Source organism: Corynebacterium sp. HMSC08F01, assembly GCF_001807545.1.
GTDB lineage: Bacteria > Actinomycetota > Actinomycetes > Mycobacteriales > Mycobacteriaceae > Corynebacterium > Corynebacterium coyleae.
Map to the genome: position 1 here is coordinate 1 of NZ_KV789303.1, position 21431 is coordinate 21431.

The 21431-nt window shown below is 63.6% G+C and carries 20 protein-coding genes; 8 read left to right on the plus strand and 12 right to left on the minus strand.

All coding sequences use genetic code 11. The annotated features are described in order from the left end of the window. Positions 1 to 574: 574 nt before the first annotated feature. From purM to HMPREF3171_RS05010, 3 genes are read right to left on the minus strand one after another with little or no spacing between them, the layout of a single operon-like run. Entirely contained in the window at positions 575 to 1642 is a 1068-nt protein-coding gene (gene purM, locus HMPREF3171_RS05000) for a phosphoribosylformylglycinamidine cyclo-ligase (protein ID WP_070483391.1), read from the minus strand. Next, positions 1642 to 3156, minus strand: a complete 1515-nt coding sequence (purF, locus tag HMPREF3171_RS05005; RefSeq protein WP_070483393.1) for an amidophosphoribosyltransferase — start codon at positions 3154 to 3156, stop codon at positions 1642 to 1644. The genes purM and purF overlap by 1 nt, the downstream gene beginning before the upstream one ends. Before the next feature lie 15 nt (positions 3157 to 3171). Continuing rightward, positions 3172 to 3549, minus strand: coding sequence for a sterol carrier family protein (locus tag HMPREF3171_RS05010; protein WP_070422523.1), 378 nt, complete (start codon positions 3547 to 3549; stop codon positions 3172 to 3174). A gap of 24 nt (positions 3550 to 3573) precedes the next feature. Between HMPREF3171_RS05010 and HMPREF3171_RS05015 the strand changes: the two genes are divergently transcribed. After that, on the plus strand, positions 3574 to 4584 hold the full coding sequence (locus HMPREF3171_RS05015) for an acyl-CoA thioesterase (protein WP_070483396.1): 1011 nt from the start codon (positions 3574 to 3576) through the stop codon (positions 4582 to 4584). Here HMPREF3171_RS05015 and purL read toward each other — a convergent pair. Genes purL through purS form a run of 3 tightly spaced genes read right to left on the minus strand, consistent with a single transcriptional unit; the run spans position 4581 to position 7765 of the window. Beyond that, positions 4581 to 6857, minus strand: a complete 2277-nt coding sequence (gene purL, locus HMPREF3171_RS05020) for a phosphoribosylformylglycinamidine synthase subunit PurL (protein WP_070483398.1) — start codon at positions 6855 to 6857, stop codon at positions 4581 to 4583. The two genes, HMPREF3171_RS05015 and purL, sit on opposite strands and share 4 nt — an antisense overlap. Positions 6858 to 6863: 6 nt before the next feature. Continuing rightward, on the minus strand, positions 6864 to 7538 hold the full coding sequence (gene purQ / locus HMPREF3171_RS05025; RefSeq protein ID WP_070422520.1) for a phosphoribosylformylglycinamidine synthase subunit PurQ: 675 nt from the start codon (positions 7536 to 7538) through the stop codon (positions 6864 to 6866). Beyond that, positions 7535 to 7765, minus strand: a complete 231-nt coding sequence (gene purS / locus HMPREF3171_RS05030; protein ID WP_070422519.1) for a phosphoribosylformylglycinamidine synthase subunit PurS — start codon at positions 7763 to 7765, stop codon at positions 7535 to 7537. The genes purQ and purS overlap by 4 nt, the downstream gene beginning before the upstream one ends. A gap of 109 nt (positions 7766 to 7874) precedes the next feature. Here purS and HMPREF3171_RS05035 point away from each other — a divergent pair, with 109 nt between their 5' ends. The 5 genes from HMPREF3171_RS05035 to HMPREF3171_RS05050 are packed head-to-tail and all read left to right on the plus strand — an operon-like array spanning position 7875 to position 12703. Then, positions 7875 to 9737 (plus strand): lamin tail domain-containing protein, encoded by a 1863-nt coding sequence (locus tag HMPREF3171_RS05035; RefSeq protein WP_246815329.1) that lies wholly within the window; start codon positions 7875 to 7877, stop codon positions 9735 to 9737. Next, positions 9734 to 10276, plus strand: a complete 543-nt coding sequence (locus tag HMPREF3171_RS12335; RefSeq protein WP_371327138.1) for an endonuclease/exonuclease/phosphatase family protein — start codon at positions 9734 to 9736, stop codon at positions 10274 to 10276. The genes HMPREF3171_RS05035 and HMPREF3171_RS12335 overlap by 4 nt, the downstream gene beginning before the upstream one ends. A 16-nt stretch (positions 10277 to 10292) precedes the next feature. Beyond that, entirely contained in the window at positions 10293 to 11198 is a 906-nt protein-coding gene (locus tag HMPREF3171_RS05040) for a metal ABC transporter solute-binding protein, Zn/Mn family (RefSeq protein ID WP_083291972.1), read from the plus strand. Between the two features lie 15 nt (positions 11199 to 11213). Beyond that, positions 11214 to 11885 (plus strand): metal ABC transporter ATP-binding protein, encoded by a 672-nt coding sequence (locus tag HMPREF3171_RS05045; RefSeq protein ID WP_070483400.1) that lies wholly within the window; start codon positions 11214 to 11216, stop codon positions 11883 to 11885. After that, a complete protein-coding gene (locus HMPREF3171_RS05050) occupies positions 11882 to 12703 on the plus strand; it encodes a metal ABC transporter permease (RefSeq protein ID WP_070483402.1) in 822 nt (273 codons plus the stop codon). Before HMPREF3171_RS05045 ends, HMPREF3171_RS05050 begins: the two co-directional genes overlap by 4 nt. Here the strand turns inward: HMPREF3171_RS05050 and HMPREF3171_RS05055 are convergent. Genes HMPREF3171_RS05055 through HMPREF3171_RS05065 form a run of 3 tightly spaced genes read right to left on the minus strand, consistent with a single transcriptional unit; the run spans position 12685 to position 16372 of the window. Beyond that, entirely contained in the window at positions 12685 to 13359 is a 675-nt protein-coding gene (locus tag HMPREF3171_RS05055; protein ID WP_070483404.1) for a DUF2334 domain-containing protein, read from the minus strand. The two genes, HMPREF3171_RS05050 and HMPREF3171_RS05055, sit on opposite strands and share 19 nt — an antisense overlap. 8 nt (positions 13360 to 13367) lie before the next feature. Beyond that, positions 13368 to 15464, minus strand: a complete 2097-nt coding sequence (locus HMPREF3171_RS05060; RefSeq protein ID WP_070483487.1) for a S9 family peptidase — start codon at positions 15462 to 15464, stop codon at positions 13368 to 13370. A gap of 11 nt (positions 15465 to 15475) precedes the next feature. Continuing rightward, on the minus strand, positions 15476 to 16372 hold the full coding sequence (locus HMPREF3171_RS05065; protein WP_070483406.1) for a phosphoribosylaminoimidazolesuccinocarboxamide synthase: 897 nt from the start codon (positions 16370 to 16372) through the stop codon (positions 15476 to 15478). 19 nt (positions 16373 to 16391) lie between these two features. On the opposite strand from HMPREF3171_RS05065, the gene HMPREF3171_RS05070 reads away from it, so the two are divergent. Continuing rightward, entirely contained in the window at positions 16392 to 16919 is a 528-nt protein-coding gene (locus HMPREF3171_RS05070) for a hypothetical protein (RefSeq protein ID WP_070483408.1), read from the plus strand. Here HMPREF3171_RS05070 and purB read toward each other — a convergent pair. After that, a complete protein-coding gene (gene purB / locus HMPREF3171_RS05075) occupies positions 16916 to 18340 on the minus strand; it encodes an adenylosuccinate lyase (protein WP_256388296.1) in 1425 nt (474 codons plus the stop codon). The genes HMPREF3171_RS05070 and purB overlap by 4 nt on opposite strands. A gap of 5 nt (positions 18341 to 18345) precedes the next feature. Continuing rightward, on the minus strand, positions 18346 to 19596 hold the full coding sequence (gene purD / locus HMPREF3171_RS05080; RefSeq protein ID WP_070483410.1) for a phosphoribosylamine--glycine ligase: 1251 nt from the start codon (positions 19594 to 19596) through the stop codon (positions 18346 to 18348). 31 nt (positions 19597 to 19627) lie between these two features. Here purD and HMPREF3171_RS05085 point away from each other — a divergent pair, with 31 nt between their 5' ends. Beyond that, positions 19628 to 20044, plus strand: a complete 417-nt coding sequence (locus HMPREF3171_RS05085) for an HIT family protein (RefSeq protein WP_070422510.1) — start codon at positions 19628 to 19630, stop codon at positions 20042 to 20044. Here HMPREF3171_RS05085 and HMPREF3171_RS05090 read toward each other — a convergent pair. Next, complete coding sequence (locus tag HMPREF3171_RS05090) at positions 20022 to 21416, minus strand: sensor histidine kinase (RefSeq protein WP_070422509.1); 1395 nt, start codon at positions 21414 to 21416, stop codon at positions 20022 to 20024. The genes HMPREF3171_RS05085 and HMPREF3171_RS05090 overlap by 23 nt on opposite strands. Positions 21417 to 21431: the final 15 nt, after the last annotated feature.

Sequence of the window (21431 nt, forward strand, 5' to 3'; positions counted from 1 at the left end):
CACTGACGCGAAGGGTTGTTGAACGATCTGTTTTGCCGTGGGTGCACTTCGTTGAACAATCTTTATACATGCATAGTATGCGGTTTAAGGGTGTTTTCAGCCAACACCCGCCTGTTTGAATCGCGACCTGCGGAAATGCCGGAACACCACCCGAAAACGTCCTAGAAATGGTCGGAAAGATTGTTCAACGACCGTGGAAACGGCCTGAAATGGTCGTAACGTGCGGATTGTTCAGCAATCCACACCACCGCCCTACCCCCGCAAATTACCCCCGTTTTACGAGCACAGACGCAACAACAGCGCTCAAGACACGAAAACAGGGTGTTTCACGCCCGTCTGCGCCGCCACAACGACCATCGTCTAGCTCCCCGAAACGCCAACCAGACGATCAGCTCCATAGTGACAATGACCCTCAACACCACCTGGGGGTTTGGAGCCGTCGAAACGAGACCGTCTAGCAACATCACGAGACCAGCTAGACGACCAGCAAAAGACACCGCGCCCTAAAAGCAGAAACGGGCTGATACGAGAACGAATCCTCGTATCAGCCCGAAAACAGGCCTAGCGATCGCGTTTAGTACTGCGGGTGGGAGCCTGTCAGCACGGCGCGTTTCTCGTCGCCTTCGCTGGTGGCGCGGACCTCGCCGAGCACCCACGCATCCACGTGACGGGCGGCCAGGATGGCCAGGGCGCGATCGCGGTCTTCCTCGGCAACGACGGCAGTCATGCCGACGCCCATGTTGAAGGTCTTCTCCATCTCCTCGTCCGGGACCTGGCCGACGGACTTGATGGTGCGGAAGATCGGACCTGGGGTCCAGGTGTTGCGGTGCATCTCTGCGACAAGGCCCTCAGGAATGATGCGTTCCATGTTGCCTGCCAGGCCACCGCCGGTGACGTGGCAGAACGTGCGAACCTCGCACTCGGCGGCCAGTTCTAGGCAGTCGAGTGCGTAGATGCGGGTTGGCTCGAGAAGTTCCTCGCCGAGCGTGCGGCCCAGCTCTTCCATCTCGGCGTCCAGGGGCAGGCCGGCGCGCTCGAGAAGCACGTGGCGGGCCAGGGAGTAGCCGTTGGAGTGCAGGCCAGACGATGCCATACCGATGATGATGTCGCCCTCGCGGACCTTTTCAGGACCAAGCAGTTCCGAGGCCTCAACGACACCGACTGCGGTTGCGGAGACGTCGTAGTCGTCCGGCTCCATCACGCCGGGGTGTTCAGCGGTCTCGCCACCGAGCAGCGCACAACCTGCCTGGACGCATCCCTCGGCGATGCCGCCGACGATTTCGGCGACCTTCTCCGGCACGACCTTGCCAATAGCGATGTAGTCCTGCAGGAACAGCGGCTCGGCACCACAGACGACAAGGTCGTCTACGCACATTGCGACGAGGTCGATACCGATGGTGTCGTGCTTGTCCATCGCCTGCGCAATGGCCAGCTTGGTGCCCACGCCGTCAGAGCCTGCTGCCAGCAGTGGCTCCTTGTACTTGCCCAGCGCGAACAGGCCGGCAAAGCCGCCGAGGCTGCCACGAACCTCAGGACGGGTGGCGCGCTTGGCGTGCGGGGCGAACAGTTCGACGGCCTTATCGCCGGCCTCGATGGATACGCCGGCGGCCTCGTAGGAAACTGGGGTCTGCTCAGTGGTCATTAGGCTTCAGCACCTTTCTGGATGCGTCGGACAAGGTCGGCGTTGGGGTTACCGTCGGGCAGCCCCAGGGGGTAGTTGCCTGTAAAGCAGGCGGCACAAAGGTTGTCTTCGTGTTGGTTCGTGGAGGCGATCATGTCGTCGATAGGCACGAACGCGAGCGAGTCCGCCCCGATCATGGTGCGGATCGACTCCGCGATCGCCTCATCGGAATCAGTACGGCCGTGGTTGGCGATGAGTTCGCCGGGGCTTGCGAAATCGATGCCGTAGAAGCACGGCCACTTCACCGGCGGCGACGCGATACGCACGTGCACCTCGGCGGCGCCGGCTTCGCGCAGCATGCGGATGAGTTTGCGCTGGGTGTTGCCGCGCACGATGGAGTCGTCGACAACGATGAGCTTTTTGCCCTCGATGACTTCGCGCACCGGGTTCAGCTTCAGGCGCAGGCCCAGCTGACGCAGGGTGTCCGACGGCTGAATGAAGGTGCGGCCGACATAGGCGTTCTTCATCAGGCCCTGCTTGAACGGGATGCCGGACTCTTCCGCGTAGCCGATGGCGGCGGGGGTGCCGGATTCGGGCACCGGCATTACCAGGTCGCCGTCCACCGGGGTGACGCGGGCGAGACGGCGGCCGATCTCGATGCGCGACAGGTTGACGGTCTGGCCGTCGATGATGGAGTCGGGGCGGGCGACGTAGACGTACTCGAACACGCAGTGCGCCTTCGGGGTCTCGGCGAAGCGTTCGGAGTGGACGCCCGCGTTATCAATCGCCACAAGCTCGCCCGGCTCGATATCGCGCACGAACGAGGCGCCGACGATGTCCAACGCACACGTCTCGGAGGCGATCACCCAACCGCCGTCGAGGCGGCCCAGCGACAGCGGGCGCACGCCGTGCGGGTCGCGCGCGGCGTAGAGGGTCTGGCCGTCGGTGACCATGAAGCAGAATGCGCCTTCGACGCGTGGGAGGAGTTCCCGTGCGGCGTCGAGAAGCGTCTTGTCCTCAGTGACCAGATCCGCCAGCAACGCAGACACCACAGCGGTGTCTGAGGACGAGCCCTGTCCGTCCACGCCCGACGCCGGGATGAGCTTGCGCTCGATCGCTTCTTCTTCGAGTTCCTTGAAGTTCACCAGGTTGCCGTTGTGCGCCAACGCAATGTCGGTGCCATTGGGCGAGGTGCGGAACATCGGCTGGACGTTTTCCCAGGAGTTCCCGCCAGCTGTGGAGTAGCGGGTGTGGCCGATCGCCACATCGCCCTGCAACGCCTCCAGGACAGGTTCGTCAAAGACCTGGCTGACCAGGCCGGTGTCTTTAAACACCACGACGTTGTCCTTGTCGCCTACGGCAATGCCGGCGCCTTCCTGGCCGCGGTGCTGCAGCGCGAACAAGCCGAAATAGGTCAGCTTGGACACGTCCTCGCCCGGTGCCCAGACACCGAACACGCCACATTCGTCGCGTGGTTCGTCGTTGTTCTCGAAGTTGGTCTTCCCCGTGGGGCTCTTCGTATGCACGACAAACACTGTATCCGAGGAATGTCAGCGGAGGGCAATTACTGGAAGACCCGCCGCGATCTCGCCTGCGCGCGATCCGGAAGCATCCACGTTGCCTTGCGCGAGTTCTTCCTCGAAGGTGGTTAAACCGGTGGCCAGTCGCATCCATGTGCGGGGATCCATCTCCACCACGTTTGGCGGCGTGCCGCGGGTGTGGCGTGGGCCTTCGACGCATTGCACCGCCACAAATGGGGGCACGCGCAGTTCCACGGAGTGGCCGGGGAGTTCTTCGGCGAGGGTGCGCGCGGTTCGTCGACAAGCATTTGCAATCTCGCTTCTCGACGACTCCTCATCCCCCTCGATCCATGCTTTGACCGCATCGACGGCCTGGCGTGTCAGTATCGGGTCCTGCTTTTGCACCATGTGGACCCATATTAAGGTGTCGGCATGTCCAAAACCCATGTAGTTGCTACCGAACGCTCCCCTCGCGTCACCCTGCGGTTTATGGCCTCCCCCACCGATGTGCTCCACTACGGCGCACAGGGTGTCTCCGGTGGTCGCGTGCTGGAGTGGATCGATAAGGCCGCCTACGCCTGCGCCGCCCAGTGGTCCGCCACCTACTGTGTGACCGCGTATGTGGGCCACATTCACTTCACCCGCCCGATCCCTTCGGGCCACATTGTGGAGGTGCGCTCGCGCATCGCCATGACGGGCCGTTCCTCGATGCACATTGTCAACGAGGTGCTTTCCGCCGACCCGCGCGAGGGCGTGTTCACCCGCGCCTGCGACTGCCTGGTCATTTTCGTGGCAAAGGATCCGGACACTGGCAAGTCCATGCCTGTGCCGACATTCGTTCCGACCAACGCCGAGGAGCGCCGCGTGGCCGAGGCCGCGAAGTCGCGCATCGACCTGCGCAAGGCCATTGAGGCGGAGATGGAGTCGCAGACATACACCGACGACTCCACGGCGCAGCGCATCGTGCACCGTTTTATGGCGAAACCAACCGATGTGAACTGGGGCGGCAACGTCCACGGTGGCACCGCCATGGAATGGATCGATGAGGCCGGCACGGCCTGCACCATGGAGTGGTCTGGCGAGCGCACCGTCGCCGTCTACGCGGGTGGTATTCGCTTCTACCACCCGGTGCACATCGGCGACCTGATTGAGGTGGATGCGCGCATCACCCGTACGGATGCGCGTTCCATTCACACCTCAGTGCACCTGCGCGCGGGCGACCCGCGTGGTGGCCGCGACAACTTGAAGGATGCGATCCACGCGACGTTTACCTACATCGGCATGGATATCGACGGCACCCCGCTGCCGGCACGTAAGTTCACGCCGGTTACGGAAGAGGACAAGCGCCTCTGGGATCACACGCAGACGCTGAAAGACCTGCGCGCACAATATGAGCCGGTGCCCATTGTGGAACAGGCACCGGCTATGCAGCGGACGGACTAGACGGCCGCGTTCGGCGCGGTTGCGGCTGCGAAGTGCGACGGCATGGTCGCAGCCCATGCATCGGCAAGCTCCTGCACGGAGATTTCTTCGCCGGCGACGCGCAGGACACCGTCCTGAGCCGTGTCGCCAAGCACTGCGACCGGGATGCCGGCTGCGGTAGCACGCTCGACCGCTGCTTCTGCGCGGTCACGAGAGACTGCTACGAGCACGCGGGATGCGGACTCGGAGAACAGTGCGGTAAACGCGTCCTCGTGGACGCCCTCGAGGTTCAACTCAGCGCCCTTGTCGGAGCCGAGCAGCAGCTCGAAGACAGCCTGGGACAGGCCACCCTCGGACAGGTCGTGGGCTGCTGCTACGCCGGCTGCGTTGCCGCCGAGGAACTGTGCGAGGCGCTCCTCGTTAGCAAGGTCTACCTGCGGCGGAAGGCCCGACAGGCCAGCGCCGGAGATGTCTTGCCACACGGAGCCGCCGAACTCGTCCTTGGTCTCGCCGAGCAGCACCAGGGTGTACTCCTCGTCGTCCGCGGGCAGGGCGTGCGGGATTGCCTGGGCAACGTCCTCGATGACACCGAGCACACCAACAACCGGGGTCGGCAGGATCGGGGTCTCGCCGGTCTGGTTGTAGAAGGAGACGTTGCCGCCGGAGACCGGGATTTCCAGTTCGGCGGAGCCGTCTGCCAGGCCGTGGACTGCTTCGCGGAACTGCCACATCACGTCCGGGTTTTCCGGGGAGCCGAAGTTCAGGCAGTTGGTTACCGCAAACGGGGTGGCGCCGGTGACGGCGACGTTGCGGTAGGCCTCTGCCAGCGCCAGGCGTGCGCCCATATTCGGGTCCAGGTAGGTGTAGCGCCCCGACGCGTCGGCGGAGACGGCAACGCCGCGGTTGGTCTCTTCGTTGATGCGCAGCACACCGGAATTGGCGTACTTGGCCTGCACTGTGTTGCCGCGCACGTAGCGGTCGTACTGCTCGGTGATGAAGTCACGCGAGCACAGTGCCGGGGAGGCAACCATCTTCAGCCAGGCATCCTTGATGTCCGCCTGCTTATCGACGACACCACCGCCCTGCACCTCATCCAGCCACGCCGGACGAGCGTACGGGCGCTCGTAGACCGGGCCTTCGTCGATCGTTGACGGCGGTGCGTCCACCACGAGTTCACCGTTGTGGAACACCTGGAGGCGGTCCTTGTCGGAGGTGACCTCGCCGATGACGGAGGCCAGCACGTCCCACTTGGCGCAGATTTCCATGAACTTATCCACGTCCTCCGGCGCCACGACGGCGCACATGCGCTCCTGGGACTCGGAGGCGAGGATCTCTGCTGCGGACATGTTCTCAGCGCGCAGCGGCACGTTGTCCAGGTTGACGGTCATGCCGCCGTCGCCGGATGCAGCCAGCTCGGAGGTGGCACACGACAGGCCACCGCCGCCGAGGTCCTGAATGCCTTCGACCACACCTGCGGCGTAGAGCTCGAGGCAGCACTCGATGAGCACCTTCTCTGCGAACGGGTCGCCCACCTGGACTGCTGGGAGCTTGCGCTCTTCGCCTTCCTCGAAGGTGGCGGAGCCCAGCACGGACACGCCGCCGATGCCGTCGAGACCGGTGCGGGAGCCAAACAGGATGACCTTGTTGCCGGTGCCGGATGCGAACGCGAGGTGGAGGTCTTCCACCTTGAGGGTGCCCACGCACAGTGCGTTGACCAGTGGGTTGCCGGCGTATGCGGCGTCGAAGACGGTCTCGCCGCCGATGTTCGGCAGGCCCAGGCAGTTGCCGTAGCCGCCGATGCCGTGGACCACGCCCGGAAGGACGCGCTTGGTGTCCTCGGCGTCGATCGGGCCGAAGCGGAGCTGGTCCATCACGGCGATCGGGCGGGCACCCATGGCCATGATGTCGCGGACGATGCCGCCGATGCCGGTGGCAGCACCCTGGTACGGCTCGACGAAGGAGGGGTGGTTGTGGCTTTCCACACGGAAAGTCACGGCGTCGCCGTCTCCGATGTCTACCACGCCAGCGTTCTCACCGATACCGGCGAGGATCTTCTTTTCCATCTCCTCGGTCATGGTCTGACCGAAGTAACGCAGGTGCGTCTTGGAGGACTTGTAGGAGCAGTGCTCCGACCACATCACGGAGTAGAGCGTGAGCTCCGCGTCCGTTGGGCGGCGGCCGAGGATTGCCTTGATCTTCGCGTATTCGTCATCCTGCAACCCGAGTTCCGCGTACGGCTGCTCAAGGTCAGGGGTGTCGACGGCGTTTTCAACAGTGTCGTTGTGCACAGTCATGGTCTTTTACGCTCCGATCTTCGAAATCGCGTCGATGGCGGAAGTGAACAGGCCCAACCCGTCGGTGGACGGCCCGGTGAGCGTCTCAATCGCGTGCTCCGGGTGCGGCATGAGCCCCACAACGCGGCCGGTTTCGTTAGTCACGCCGGCGATTGCGTTGATGGAGCCGTTGAAGTTGTCGGTGTAGCGGAAGACCACGCGGCCTTCCTTCTCCAGCGCCTCGATGGTTTCCGGGGACGCCTGGAAGCGGCCTTCGCCGTGCTTGGCGGGCACGTAGATGCGCTCGCCCAACTGGCTGGTCCATGCGGTGTCGTTGTTGGCTACTTCAAGGTAGGTGTCCACGCAGTGGAAGTTCAGGCCCTGGTTGCGGGTCAGCGCGCCCGGCAGCAGGCCGGCTTCGGTGAGGATCTGGAAGCCGTTGCAGATGCCAAGGACCGGCATGCCCTTCTTCGCGGCCTCCACAACAGCGCCCATCATCGGGGCCTGCGCGGCGATCGCGCCGGAGCGCAGGTAGTCGCCGTAGGAGAAGCCGCCCGGGACGACAACGGCGTCGACGCCAGTCAGGTCGTTGTCGGCGTGCCAGAGTTGCTTCGGCTCGGCACCGGCGAGGCGGACGGCGCGCAGCGCGTCAACGTCGTCGAGGGTGCCGGGAAAAGTAATGACTCCGATAGTTGCGCTCATCGCACAACCTCGAAGTCTTCAATCACAGTGTTAGTCAGCAGGGTTTCCGCCATGCGCTGCAGCTCGGCGTCGGTGACGGAGTCGTCCACCTCGATCTCGAATCGCTTGCCTTGGCGGACGTCGCTCACCCCCTCGACACCGATGCGGCCCAGTGCGCGCAGCACCGCCTGACCCTGGGGGTCAAGAATTTCGGCCTTGGGCATGACATTGACGACGACTCGTGCCATGAGAATCCTTCACATTTCGGGAGGTTGATCGACCTTTGCGGTACGGCAGCGAGTATATCGGACGGACAGACGCGTCCAGCAATATCGGATGACCGGCTACGTTAAGGGAATGTTTCGGGCTCGTCTGCTGTGGTTGGTGCTGGTGTCGTCGTTAAGCATCGCGCTTGTGCCACATGCTGAGGCGGTGGTGATCAACGAGGTCTACGGTGGCGGCAGCAATGCGCAGGCGCCACTGAACGCGGACTTTGTGGAACTGTTCAACCCCACCGGTCAGGACGTTTCAATCGACGGCTGGGAGCTGGAGCAGTTTTCCGCCAAGGGCAACTCCGGCACGGTGGTTGAGTTGTTCGGGGTGGTGCCGGCGGGTGGGTATTACCTGATCAGCGGGGTTTCCGGCGAGACGGGAGCCGATCTGCCGGCGCCGGACCGTGAGACCGCGTTTAACTTTTCTGCCACGAGTGCGGTTGCGGTGCTGCGCAACGCGGACGGCGAGGTAGACCGTGTGGCTTGGGGTGACACGCCACCCCATCTTGCAGAGGGAGCGCCCGGCGAGAAGACGACGAACCAACTGTCCATCCAGCGCGTCACCGATGGCGCGGATACCGACAACAACGCCGCCGATTTCCGCGCGGGTGCCCCCACTCCGCGCAATTCCGGCATCGCGCAAGCAGATCCGCGGGTGTTGACCATCGCGGAGATCCAAGGCACCGGTGCGACCACTCCATATGAGTCAGCGACCGTGATCACCACCGGCGTAGCCACGGCAGTCTACGACGAGGGCGGCAAGCGCGGCTTCTTCATGCAAACAGGCGGCTCCGGCCAGCCGAAACAACCCGGTGACGCCTCGGACGGCATTTTCGTGTTCGTGGGCAAGCAGGGCCACTACCCCGCCCACGGCGATTCGGTGCGAGTGGAAGGCACGGCGAAGGAGTTCTACGGCCAGACCCAGATTTCGGCGAGCAGCATCTCGCGTCTCAGCGACGCCCTGCCCGCCCCAACGCCCATCCCCCTCGATGCCCTCCCGGCGGGCGACGCGGCCCGCGAGCCCTACGAGGGCATGCTGGTCAGGCCCGGCGCCTACACCGTGACCGGCAATGACAACCTCAGCCAGTACGGCACCGTGGGTCTGGCACCGGGCGCCGAGCCGCATTTTTGGCCCACGGAAAAGATCCGCCCCGACGCCCACCAGGTAGCGCGGATGAGCGCGCAGCAGGCGGCGGAGTTCGTCAACCTCGACGACGGACGCACCCGCAACTACGCCAAAGAACCCAACATGCCACTGCCGTACATTTCCCCCACGAGGTCCATCCGCACATTCGACACCGTGGCCTTCCAACAAGATGTGGTGGTGGGCTACAACAACGGGGATTGGACGTTCCAGCCGCTGCGCCCAATCACCGGTCAAACCCGCGCCGAAGATCTGCCGATCACCTGGGACGATTCCCGCGCAGGCATCCTCGATGCGCCAGCGAAGGTACGCGGGGATTTGTCCATCGGGTTTTTCAACGTGATGAATTACTTCACCCACTTCCCCGACATCGACCCGGAGCACGGCTGCACGAACTGCCACCTGTTCCGCGGCGCGCACGATGCGCAGGCCCTCGCGCTGCAAGAGGCGAAGCTGGTCAACGCGATCAACCAGCTCGATACTGCGATCCTCGGCCTGTCGGAGGTGGAGAACACCGCCCGCACCACAGGCGATGCCGCCCGGCGCGACGAGACGCTGCAGCACTTGGTCGATGCGCTCAATGCTGCGGCGGGGAGGATCGGTGGGCGGTGGTGTCGTCGCCAAGCGAGCTTGGCACTCGCGAAGACGCGATCCGCGTGGCGTTTATTTACCAGCCGGCGAAGGTGCGCCCGGTTGGGCAGTCGCGCATTTTCGATGACTCCACGTTCACCGGCATCGCCCGCCAGCCGCTCGCCCAGGAGTTCGCGCCTGCCGCCGGCGGTGACCACATTGTTGCGGTGGTGAACCACTTCAAGTCCAAGGGCACAGTCTCGCGTAATGACGACGCCACCGCCGACGGCCAAGGCAACAACGCCCGACTCCGCGCAGACATGTCGCGGACGCTGCTGGAACACCTCGACATGCAAGACGACTGGCACGGCCTACCCACGTTCCTCATCGGCGACTTCAACGCCTACTCCCAAGAAGACGCGATCGCCGTGCTCAACGACGCCGGCTACGCCACGATCCCGCAGGAACGCCCGTCGTATCAGTACGACAACAAGGTAGGCTCGCTCGACCATGTGCTGGCCAACGATGCCGCGATGGACCTCGTGAAAGATTCCCTGGTGTGGGCGATCAACAGCGACGAACCGCTCATCGACGAGCCCGGGACCCCATTCCGGTCCTCCGATCACAATCCGGTGAAGGTGGGTTTCGACGCCACCAGCTCACAGTCGTTGTCGTACCTCCGCGCCGGGTGGATTGTGGGCGCGGTGTTGTTGATGGCACTGCTCGCAGCACTGGTTCTTCGTCCGAAACAGATTGAAAACAGTTTCCAATAGTGATTGAATACCGCGTATGCAAAATCGTTTTCAGGCCAAGACCCTTGCCACGCTGGCTGCAGTCACTCTTGCAGGCACCGCGCTGACCGCATGCTCTACGGAGTCCGAAGACGCGGCCGAAGGTTCCGGCATCATCGCCACCACCGGGGTGTGGGCAGATGTTGCCGCCGCCGTGACCGGGGAGGACGTGGATGCGATCATCACCGGCGACGCTGTAGACCCTCACCACTTCGAGCCGTCCGCCAAGGACCTGTCTCGTATCAAGGAGGCGGCGACGGTCGTCGCTAATGGTGGCGCCTACGACGCGGCCTTGTACACCGTCGCGGAGCAGGACCGCATCGTGCACGCCATTCCGCTGCTCGACCACGCAGAGCACGATCACGAGCACGCCCACAGCGATCACCTGCCGGAGTCCCTCGACGAGTTGGAGCACGCCTGGTTCGCACCGTCAAAGGTCCGCGAGGTAGCCGATGCGGTGGCGCAGCGTACCGGTGGGGATGCTGGGGTCGTCGATACGCGAATTGCTGCAATCGAGGAGAAGCTCGCTTCCGTGCCGCACGTGCACATCGGCATGACCGAGCCGATCGCCGCCGGGCTTGTATGGGGCACTGAACTGCACGACATCACCCCGGAGGAGTACGTCAAGGCCAGCCTGAACCACCAGGAGCCGTCTGCGGCTGCGGTGTCGGCGTTTTTGAACCAGATCAAACAGGGCGACATTGACATGCTTTTCGTCAACCCACAGAGCACCAACAGCGCCACCGAACGGTTGGCCGCTGTCGCGCAGATGAAAAATGTCCCCATTGTTGAGATTCGGGAAACTTCCCCGGCAGGCGAGAGCTTCCTCGACTACTTTGAGAAGATCGTGGACCAAATCGTGGAGATCGCCAACAACGCCGAGCCGAGCTTCCACCACCATTAGTCAGGACATACACATTTGATTGCTGAGCTACGCGGCGCCGCCGTCGACCCGTTGTGGTCGGGCCTCGACCTGACCATTGAACGCAGCGAATTCATCGCGGTGCTCGGCCCCAATGGGGTGGGCAAATCCACCCTGTTGGGCACGTTCATGGGAACCCGCCGCCTCACGCACGGCTCGGCGGAAGTGCACGGCCGCATCGGGTTTATCCCGCAGCAACACATGTTCCCCAAAGACCTCCCCGTTCGCGGGCGTGACCTGGTCAAACTTGCAATGGGGAAACGTACAAAACCAGAAGACGTCGAGTCGCAGCTTGCCTCCGTCGGCGCGCAATCGTTCGCCGACCGCCGCGTCGGCATCCTCTCCGGTGGGCAGCAACAGCTCATCCGCCAAGCACAAGCCTTCGCGCAGGATCCGGAGCTTGTGCTTGCCGACGAACCCCTGCTCTCCCTCGACCCCGCCCGCGCACGCGACACCGTCACGCGACTGGCAGAGCACCCAGCTGCCGTAGTGTGCGTGACGCACTCCATCAACCCGGTGCTCGACGTGGTGGACCGAGTGCTCTACATCGGACCTGAGGGCCACGTCATCGGGCCCGTGGCCGAGGTGATGCGCTCGGAGGTGCTTAGCGAGCTCTACGGCACACGAGTAGACGTTGTGGAAGTCGACGGACGGATGGTGGTCCTGTGAGCACGTTTATCGCCGATACCTCGTACCTGCTTGGCCAGGACTTCGTCCAGACCACGCTCATCGCGTGTGCGTTTCTGGGCATCCTGTCCGGCGTGATGGCACCACTGATCGTGCTGCGCCAGATGTCGTTTTCGGTCCACGCCACCTCTGAGCTAGCACTCATGGGCGCATCCGCCGCGCTACTGTTCGGCCTCAACGTCGGATTCGGCGCGGTCGCGGGTGCGATCGTGGCGGCGCTGGTACTCGCTGCGCTGGGGCTGAAAGGCCAGCAAGATTCCGCCGTGGGCGTGGCGATGAGTTTCGGCATGGCCCTATCCGTGCTGTTTATCCACCTCTACCCCGGCAACTCCAACCGTGCGCTGGCACTTCTGACCGGCCAGATCGTGGGCGTGTCCGCCCAGAACGTGATGCTGTTGGCGGCAACCACGGTGCTGGTCGCCGTCGCGGTTGTCGTGTTGTGGCGCCCGTTGCTGTTCGCCTCCGCGGATCCGGTGATGGCAGCCGCGTGCGGTGTCCCGGTACGCACGATGGCGCTGGTGTTCGCGGTGCTGGTCGGCATCGCCTCCGCACAGTCGGTACAGATCGTCGGCGCACTGCTGGTCATGTCGATGCTGATCACACCCGGCGCGGCCGCCGCCCAAGTCACCGCCAACCCGGTACGAGCGGTATGGCTGTCAATCCTGTTCGCCGAGGTTTCCGCGATCGGCGGCATGGTGCTCTCGCTCGCCCCTGGTGTGCCGGTGAGCGTGTTCGTGGCGTTTATCTCCTTCGGCATCTACCTTCTGTGCCGGGTGGTCGCCTACCTGAAGGCGCGGTAGTCGGCAGGTTTTGCGCCAGCCTCGATGGCCTCAGCCGCCGCAGCGAGGAAGTCGCGGCGCACCTTCTTCTGCCCCAACTCACGCCCGGACACGGACAGGCGGATCGTGTTGCCTTTCTCCGCGCCGCGCCCGGCGGCCTTGATCACGTTTCGGCGCCACCACTTCGCCGCACCGTAGCCCTCACCCACCGACAGGTTGCGGGCCTGAGCAAACTCTCCGCGAGCCAGCCGGTAGATCCCCTTCGTCGACGCCGCGACCACAAACCCGAACTCCCCCATCACCTCAAGCGTGCCCTCGGACATGCGCCAACGCGGCGGGGCAAACATGTCCAGGTCAAAGCCCAGCGCAGCCATCTGACGGGTCGCCCCCTTTAAGCGCAGCCGTGCTTCGTGGGCACCGAGGGTGGCAAACTCACTGCGCCTGCCCTGTACCGCCTGGTCGAACCCGTTGAGCAGCAGCGCGCGATCATCGCGCTGCTCTGCAAGCCAACCCCTGGTGGTGGTGTCTTTGGCCAGGTGCCAGGTGGCGTCGATATGCGGCGCCACAAGCAGCGACACCGGCACGCGTTCCTTATCCAGGTCGCGCACCATGCTTGTCACGTCGTCCAAGGTGGCGTCGAAGATGGACGAGATAGAGACAAGCAGGCTGCCGGGCATAGCCGGGATTATCGCACAGGTTCGTCGACTGCGCCCGACTTCACCAACGTCCACGCGTACTCAAACGCGGTTTGCTTCCACTTGGCGTACCGGCCCGATACACCGCCGTGGCCTGCGGACATTTCGGTCTTGAGCAGGATCTCGCCACCGGTGGCTACCTCGCGCAGTTTTGCCACCCACTTCGCGGGCTCTACGTAGAGCACACGGGTGTCGTTCAGGCTGGTAATCGCCAGAATGTCCGGATACTTCTGTGCCTTGACGTTCTCGTACGGGGCGTATGTAGCCATGTAGTCGTAAACGGTGACGTCGTGGTACGGGTCGCCCCATTCCTCCCACTCGCCGACGGTCAGCGGCAGTTCGGGTTTCAGGATGGAGGTCAGCGGGTCCACGAACGGCACGATCGCCTGGATGCCGGCGAACTTCTCCGGGGCCATGTTCGCCACCGCGCCCATGAGCAGGCCACCTGCGGAACCGCCTTCGGCGACCATCTGCTCGTGCGTGGTCAGCCCTTCGGCCACTACGGCGTCGGCACACGCGATGAAGTCGGTGAACGTGTTCACCTTGTGCAGCATCTTGCCGTTGTCGTACCAGCCGCGGCCCATCTCACCGCCGCCGCGCACGTGGGCGCACGCCCAGATCATGCCGCGATCCAGCAGCGACAGCCTCGCTACAGAGAAGCCCGGGTCCATCGACGCCTCATACGAGCCGTAGCCGTACAGCAAAAGCGGCGCAGGGCCTGTGACACCCTTGCGGCGCACCACGGATACCGGCACCTTCGCGCCATCCTTCGCGGTGGCCCACACGCGGAAGGCCTCGTAGTCGTCGGCGTTGTAGCCGCCTTCGACTTCCTGTTCCTTCAGCAGCGTCATCTCACCGGTCGCCACCTCATAATCAACGACCTGCGACGGCTGCGTGTACGAGGAGTACACGATACGCACCACCGGCGCGTCCCACTCCGGGTTGCCGCCGAGGCTCGCGGTGTAGAGCTCCTCAGAGAACTCAAGCTCGGTGAACTCGCCGAAGCCATTGCTTAGCGACGACACCGCCAACCGCGGAATCCCTCCCCGGCGATACCCCATGAACATGAAGTCGCGGTACGTATCGATGCCCTCGATACGCATCGAATCGGAGTGCTCCACCAGCACGTCCAAATCGCACAGCGCCGGCAACTCACCGACCGGCGTGGTGGCCACACAGAAGTTCGGCCCGTGGGCGTTGTGGGTGATCACCCACTGCTCTTTACCGTCCACCACGCAGTAGTCCGGGTGGTACTCAATGCCGGACTCGCGCGGCCACAGCACCTCGAACTCACCGGTCGGATTGTCCAAATCCAGCACCCGGTACTCGGAGGTCAGCGAAGAGGACGTCACAATCATGAGGAACCGCTCCGCGCGGTCCGCCCCCACACCGACGCCGAATTTCTCGTCCGTCTCTTCGTAGATCAGCACGTCGTCTTCGGCCGGGGTGCCCACCTTGTGGCGCCAGACCTGGTGGGGGCGCCAAGCGTCGTCCACACGCACGTAGAACAGGTACTCTTCGCCGGCCCAGGTGGCGCCGTAGAAGATGTTGTCGAGGCAGTCGTCGAGAAGCTCGCCCGTCTCAAGGTTCTTAATGCGCAGCGTGAAGCGCTCGTCGCCTTCAGTGTCGTAGGAGTAGGCCAACAGACGACCGGTCGTGGCCACCGAGGAGGCGCCCAGGGAGAAGAACTCGTGGCCTTCTGCCAGTTCGTTGATGTCCAGCAGGACCTGCTCGTCCGCCATGTGGTCGTTGACCTCGGGCGGTGTCCACGGCTCGTCACGCGTCGGCACACGGCAGGAAATGCCGTAGTTTTTGCCCTCAATGGTGCGGCCGTAGTACCACCAGTCGCCCTGGCGCTGCGGCACGGACATGTCCGTTTCCTTGATGCGGGACTTGATCTCGGCGTAGATGTCGTCGACAAGCCCGGACCACGCGGCGGTCTTCGACTCCGTGTAGGCGTTTTCAGCTTCGAGGTAACTGATTACCTCGGGGCTTTCTTTGTCCCGCAGCCACTCGTAGTCGTCGACAAAGTCGCGGCCGTGGAACGATCGTGTAATCGGGTGCTTCGCAGCTTTCGGAGCATTCATGCCCAGAAAGCCTACGCGTGCTCCCCCGGCCATTCAGAGAAGCGTCGGCCACTGAGGCGCTCGTAGGCCTCGATGTAGCGGTCGCGGGTGGCTTCCACCACGGATCCCGGCAGCTCAGGCGGCTGCACGCCGTCGGCCGGATCCCAACCGGACTTCGGGCTTGTCAGCCAGTTGCGCACGTACTGCTTGTCAAAGCTCGGCTGGGTCGCACCCTCTTCGTAGCTGTCGGCTGGCCAGTAGCGGGAAGAGTCCGGGGTGAGGACTTCGTCGGCAAGCACAAGCTCACCGTTTTCGTCCAAACCGAACTCAAACTTGGTGTCCGCCAGGATGATGCCCGTGGTCTCCGCGTACTCGGCGGCACGGGTGTAGACATCCAACGTTGCCGCACGCAGGCGCTCAGCCAGACCAGAACCAACCTTGTTGGCCACGAACTCGAAGGTGACGTTCTCGTCGTGGTCCCCCTGCTCCGCCTTGGTCGCCGGGGTGAAAATCGGCTCAGGCAACTTCGATGCCTCAGTTAGGCCCTCCGGCAGTTTCACACCACAGACGCGGCCAGTGGCGTCGTATTCCTTCTTGCCAGAGCCGGTGAGGTAACCACGCGCAACGCACTCGAAGGGCACCATGTCGAGCTTCTTGACCACCATGGCGCGACCGAGGACCTCTTCGGGAATGCGCTCGTCGTCAATCGGCCCCGCAAGATGGTTGGGGACATCGCCGAGCAGGTCGAAGAAGAACATCGACGTTGCGGTGAGGATACGCCCCTTGTCCGGAATGGCCGGCTCGAGCGAGAAATCGAACGCCGAAATACGGTCGGATGCCACCATCAGCAGCGTGTTGTCATCGACTTCGTAAATTTCGCGGACCTTGCCGCCGGCGAGATGGGCATAATCAGAAAGCTCTGGACGCATGCGCGTTAGTATATTCCCCGTGATCAAACGCGCGACTGCAGTCCTACTCCCCCTCGTTTTGGCTGCGTGCGGCACCCCTTCGGAGTTCGCTGGCAACATGCCAGCGTTTGAACCAACCCGCGACGGCACCACATTGTCCTTCGGCGACACCGCCCGCGTGGTCACCGAGGATGTGAGCTTCCACGTCCCCGTGCAGTGGGACGTCACCGTCGGTGCCCCCAAAACGCGGCGCGCTCCACGCAGCGCCGAGCAGGCAAACATGCTCGTGTGCTTCCCAGTCACGTTCACCCCGGTTGCGGTGGGTGAGTTCCCCGTGGACGTCACCGTCACGCTGCCGAAGCTCACGCCTATCGACGACACCCTCACCGCCAACACCGCCCAACCTGAATACTGCGGCGAAAGCACCCTCACCGGCTACACCCCGGACCTCACCGGGCCCCAGCACGGCTTCGTCGCCTCCTGGTCCGGCACCGCAGACCGGGGTGTAGTAGGCACCGGCGTCGAGGTCAGCACCCGCGACGCCACTGTGACCTTTACTTCCCCCTAGAGGATCTCGCCCGGGGTGTAGTTCGCAGCCTCCGGGTGCGCATCCACAACCTCTTGCACGCGTGCAAGCACACGATCCACCTGCGCCTCGGCAGCGCCGATGAACGCGTGGCGGTCCTCGAGCGCCTTGTCCAGTGCTGCCTTGTCCAACGGAAGGCGATCGTCGTTAGCCAAACGCTCCACAAGGTTCTGCTCTGCGCCGCGCTCGCGCATGTCCAGCGCCATAGCGACGGCGTTTTCCTTGATCACCTCGTGTGCGGTCTCACGGCCGACGCCGGCGCGCACCGACGCCATGAGGATGCGGGTGGTGGCAAGGAACGGCAGGTAGCGGTCCAGCTCGCGGTTGATCATGGCCGGGAACGCGCCGAACTCGTCGAGCACGGTCAGCATGGTTTCCAGCTGGCCGTCAATGGCGAAGAACGCATCCGGCAGCGCCACGCGACGCACCACGGAGCAGAACACGTCGCCCTCGTTCCACTGCTGGCCAGCAAGGTCGCCAACCATGGTGAGGTAGCCACGCAGGATGACCTGGAAGCCGCCGACGCGCTCACAGGAGCGTGCGTTCATCTTGTGCGGCATCGCCGAGGAACCAACCTGGCCTTCCTTGAAGCCCTCCGTGACCGTCTCGTTGCCAGCCATGAGGCGGATCGTGGTGGCCAGCGACGACGGGCCTGCACCCAACTGCACCAGCGAGGACACCACGTCGAAGTCGAGCGAGCGCGGGTACACCTGACCCACCGAGTCAAAGACGCGGTCGAAGCCGAGACCTTCTGCGATGCCCTGCTCGAGCTGCGCCAGCTTGGCCTCGTCGCCACCCATGAGATCCAACATGTCCTGCGCGGTACCCATCGGGCCCTTGATGCCGCGAAGTGGGAGCCGATCCAGCAGTTCCTCAATCCGTTCGATGGCCACCAGGATCTCATCGGCAGCAGAGGCGAAACGCTTGCCCAGCGTGGTGGCCTGCGCCGCAACATTGTGGGAGCGTCCAGCCATGACCAGGGACTTGTACTCGCCAGCGCGGTTGCCCACCGCCTTGAGCAGCGCGACTGCCTTGTCGCGGGTCAGTTCCAGCGCCTTGCGCACCTGGAGCTGCTCCACATTTTCGGTCAGGTCGCGCGAGGTCATCCCCTTGTGGATCTCCTCGTGGCCCGCCAGCGCATTGAACTCCTCAATGCGTGCCTTCACGTCGTGGCGAGTGACCTTCTCGCGCTGCGCGATCGAGTCCAGGTCGACCTTGTCGATGACCTTCTCGTAGTCCTCGATAGCGCCCTCGGCGACCTCGACACCGAGTTCCTTTTGGGCCTTGAGCACTGCGATCCACAGTTGGCGCTCAAGGATGATCTTGTGCTCCGGAGCCCACAGGGTGGCCATCTCCGGGGAGGCGTAACGGTTGCTCAAAACATTGGAATTATTCGGTTTCACGGCATTTATCCTAGGGAAATAGCGCCTTCGATGGCGGGGCGAGCGATGTCTTTGCGGTAGAAGGACCCGGGCAGTTCGATGCCCTCAATGATGCGGTAGGCGTCGTCCACGGCCTCCTTGAGCGTTGCGCCATTGCCGACGACACCAAGCACACGGCCACCAGACGCCACATACTTGCCGTCCGCTTCCTTGGTGCCTGCGTGGAGGACCTTCGTCGGGTCATCGAGTGCGTCGCCGGTGATCACGCCGCCCGTCTTTGCGGACTGCGGGTAGCCCTCGGCAGCCAGCACCACCATGGCGGCGAACCCCTCACGCCACTGCAGCGGCTCGATCTCACTCAAGCGACCTTGTGCGACGGCCAGCAGCACCTCCGCCAGCGGGGTCTCCAACAACGACAGCACGGCCTGGGTTTCCGGGTCACCGAAGCGGGCGTTGAACTCCACCACCGCCGGGCCTTCCGGCCCCCACGCGGCACCGATGTAGAGCAGGCCCTGGTACGGAATGCCACGGTTGACCATTTCGGTGGCCACGGGGCGGGCGATGTCGTCGACAAGCACCTGCACTCCGTTCTCCGGCAACCACGGCAGCGGCGCGTACGCACCCATGCCACCGGTGTTCGGGCCTTCGTCATTGTCGTAGGCGCGCTTGTGGTCCTGAGCGGGCAGCAGCGGCACGACCGTTTCGCCGTCGACGAGGCAGAACAGCGACACCTCCGGGCCTTCAAGGAAGGACTCGAACAACACCGGGTTGCCGGCCTCAATGACAGCTTCCGCGTGTGCCTTGGCCTCGGCACGGTCCTCGGTGACCACAACGCCCTTGCCTCCAGCAAGGCCGTCGTCTTTGACCACGTAGCGCGGGCCGTACTCGTCAAGCGCTGCCTCGATGGTGTCGGCGGATTCCACGCGGGTCGCCGTCGCCGTCTTCACACCAGCTGCCGCCATGACTTCCTTGGCAAACGCCTTCGAGCCCTCAAGCTGCGCGGCCGCCTTCGTTGGTCCGAAGACGGGGAAGCCGGCGTCGATCAACGCGTCGGCTGCACCCGCAACCAACGGCACCTCAGGTCCGATGACCACGAGTTCCGCGTCGATCTCACGGGCGAGCGACACAATATCTACTGGGGACGACACGTCGAGCGGACGCACCGTGGCCAGGCGGGACATACCCGCGTTACCCGGCGCGACAGTGAGCTCATTGCCGTGCATTGCATGGAGAAGGGCGTGTTCCCGGCCGCCCGAACCGATGACAAGGATGCGCATGCGATCCAACTTACCGGTAGCGTCGGAGACTATGAGCACTGTATTCAGCAAAATTATTGCAGGCGACATCCCGGGCCGAATTGTGTACCAGGATGACAAGGTCGCAGCCTTCCTCACCATCGAACCGGTCGCGTACGGCCACACGCTGGTCGTTCCCATCGAAGAGATTGACAAGTGGACCGACATCCCGGCGGACCTGTGGGCGCACATGAATGAGGTGGCGCAGAAGGTCGGACGGGTGATCGTCGATAAGTTTGATGCGCAGCGCGCGGGCTACCTCATCGCAGGATTCGAGGTCCCCCACGCCCACATCCACGTCTTCCCCGCCAACGACATGTCCGGCTACTCGCTGGCCAGCGCAATGCGTGCCGACGAAACCGACGCCGCCAAGATGGACGCCGCCGCCGACACCATCCGCGAAGGCATTAAGCAGCTGGAAGCGAAATAGTAAACGTCGAGCCCTCGCCCGGCGCCGTATCGACAACCACGGTGCCGCCGTGGGCCTCGATCAGCGATTTGGTAATCGCCAGCCCCAGACCCGAGCCACCGCCCGAGCTGCGGTTGCGCGACGCATCCGCGCGGTAGAAGCGCTCGAAAATATGCTCGGCGTCCTTCTGTTCCATGCCGCAGCCATTATCCGCAATGTCGAGGACCACACGGTCCAGGTTGTGCCGGATCGTGATGGTCACCTCTGCATCCGGACCCGCGTGCTTAAAGGCGTTAGTGACCAAGTTGACCACTACCTGGCGCAGCCGGCCGGGATCCCCCACCACGACAGGGACGTCTGGGGTGTCCTTGACCACGTCCACCACCCGCTCTGGGTAGGCGGCGTGCATCGAGTCCTTCACCGAAAGCGCAAGCTCGAGCACATCCACCTCCTGCTTCTCCAGGCGGGAACCCTCCGCACGGGTTAGCGCCAGCAGGTCCTCGACGAGCAGCTGCATACGCGCGGACTCTTCATCGATCTTGCTCAGCACCATTTGCGGGTCATCCACCATGCCCTTGCGGTACAGCTCGGTGTATCCGCGCACGCTGGTGAGCGGTGTACGCAGTTCGTGTGAAGCATCGCCAACGAAGCGGCGCATCTGCTCTTCCTGCGTTTTCGCATTTTCCAGCGATTCTTGCAAGCGGCTCACCATGGTGTTCATGGCAAACGACAGACTGCCCACTTCTGTCTCACGTGGCCAAGCGGGCACTCGCCTGTCGGTATCGCCTCCGGCGATCGCCAGAGCGGTGTTTTCCACAATCTTTAACGGAGCCAACGCACGTGCCACGAAGTAGTTACTTGCAATGCCAATGCCGACGAGCACCAGAGCCCCAACCAGCGCCTCAATCTGTGCCAGGGAGCGCAACATCCGGTACTCCGACTCCAGCGACTTCGCCACATACTGCACGGAGCCGTCGGACTGCTCCGTGGCAATGGCACGCCAGCGCTTCACAGTCGTCGTATTTGGGTCGCTGAGATCAGAAGTGATCGTGACCAACTGTCCGAAGTCAGTCGTTTTGATCTGGCTCCAATCTGGCGAGTTGACCTCCCCCGGGCGCGACACCATCACGCCCCGGTCCGGGTACAGCCTGGATTGGGTGAACTCACTCGGCAGGTTCCAAGGGTTGAACTGCCACACCGGCCCCTGGTGCGCCCACGTATCCAAGCCTTCCCGCAGCTGGTCGTCTGCACGGTCCAGCAGCAGGTTGCGCATGAGGAAGTAGATCAGCACGGAACTCAGTGTCGTACCGATCACGGAGATGACCATCACGGTGGTGACAAGTTGCCGCTTCAGTGGCTTCTTTGTCGGCCCCGTAAATAAGGAATACGCCATAACGTTGCGAAAGGC

What these genes read in the sequence shown, in the direction of transcription:
- purM (WP_070483391.1), bottom strand. Translation starts at nt 1,642, where the DNA reads ATGACCACTGAGCAGACCCCAGTTTCCTACGAGGCCGCCGGCGTATCC.
- HMPREF3171_RS05010 (WP_070422523.1), bottom strand. Translation starts at nt 3,549, where the DNA reads ATGGTGCAAAAGCAGGACCCGATACTGACACGCCAGGCCGTCGATGCG.
- HMPREF3171_RS05015 (WP_070483396.1), top strand. Translation starts at nt 3,574, where the DNA reads ATGTCCAAAACCCATGTAGTTGCTACCGAACGCTCCCCTCGCGTCACC.
- purL (WP_070483398.1), bottom strand. Translation starts at nt 6,857, where the DNA reads ATGACTGTGCACAACGACACTGTTGAAAACGCCGTCGACACCCCTGAC.
- purQ (WP_070422520.1), bottom strand. Translation starts at nt 7,538, where the DNA reads ATGAGCGCAACTATCGGAGTCATTACTTTTCCCGGCACCCTCGACGAC.
- purS (WP_070422519.1), bottom strand. Translation starts at nt 7,765, where the DNA reads ATGGCACGAGTCGTCGTCAATGTCATGCCCAAGGCCGAAATTCTTGAC.
- HMPREF3171_RS05035 (WP_246815329.1), top strand. Translation starts at nt 7,875, where the DNA reads ATGTTTCGGGCTCGTCTGCTGTGGTTGGTGCTGGTGTCGTCGTTAAGC.
- HMPREF3171_RS05040 (WP_083291972.1), top strand. Translation starts at nt 10,293, where the DNA reads ATGCAAAATCGTTTTCAGGCCAAGACCCTTGCCACGCTGGCTGCAGTC.
- HMPREF3171_RS05055 (WP_070483404.1), bottom strand. Translation starts at nt 13,359, where the DNA reads ATGCCCGGCAGCCTGCTTGTCTCTATCTCGTCCATCTTCGACGCCACC.
- HMPREF3171_RS05060 (WP_070483487.1), bottom strand. Translation starts at nt 15,464, where the DNA reads ATGAATGCTCCGAAAGCTGCGAAGCACCCGATTACACGATCGTTCCAC.
- HMPREF3171_RS05065 (WP_070483406.1), bottom strand. Translation starts at nt 16,372, where the DNA reads ATGCGTCCAGAGCTTTCTGATTATGCCCATCTCGCCGGCGGCAAGGTC.
- purD (WP_070483410.1), bottom strand. Translation starts at nt 19,596, where the DNA reads ATGCGCATCCTTGTCATCGGTTCGGGCGGCCGGGAACACGCCCTTCTC.
- HMPREF3171_RS05085 (WP_070422510.1), top strand. Translation starts at nt 19,628, where the DNA reads ATGAGCACTGTATTCAGCAAAATTATTGCAGGCGACATCCCGGGCCGA.
- HMPREF3171_RS05090 (WP_070422509.1), bottom strand. Translation starts at nt 21,416, where the DNA reads ATGGCGTATTCCTTATTTACGGGGCCGACAAAGAAGCCACTGAAGCGG.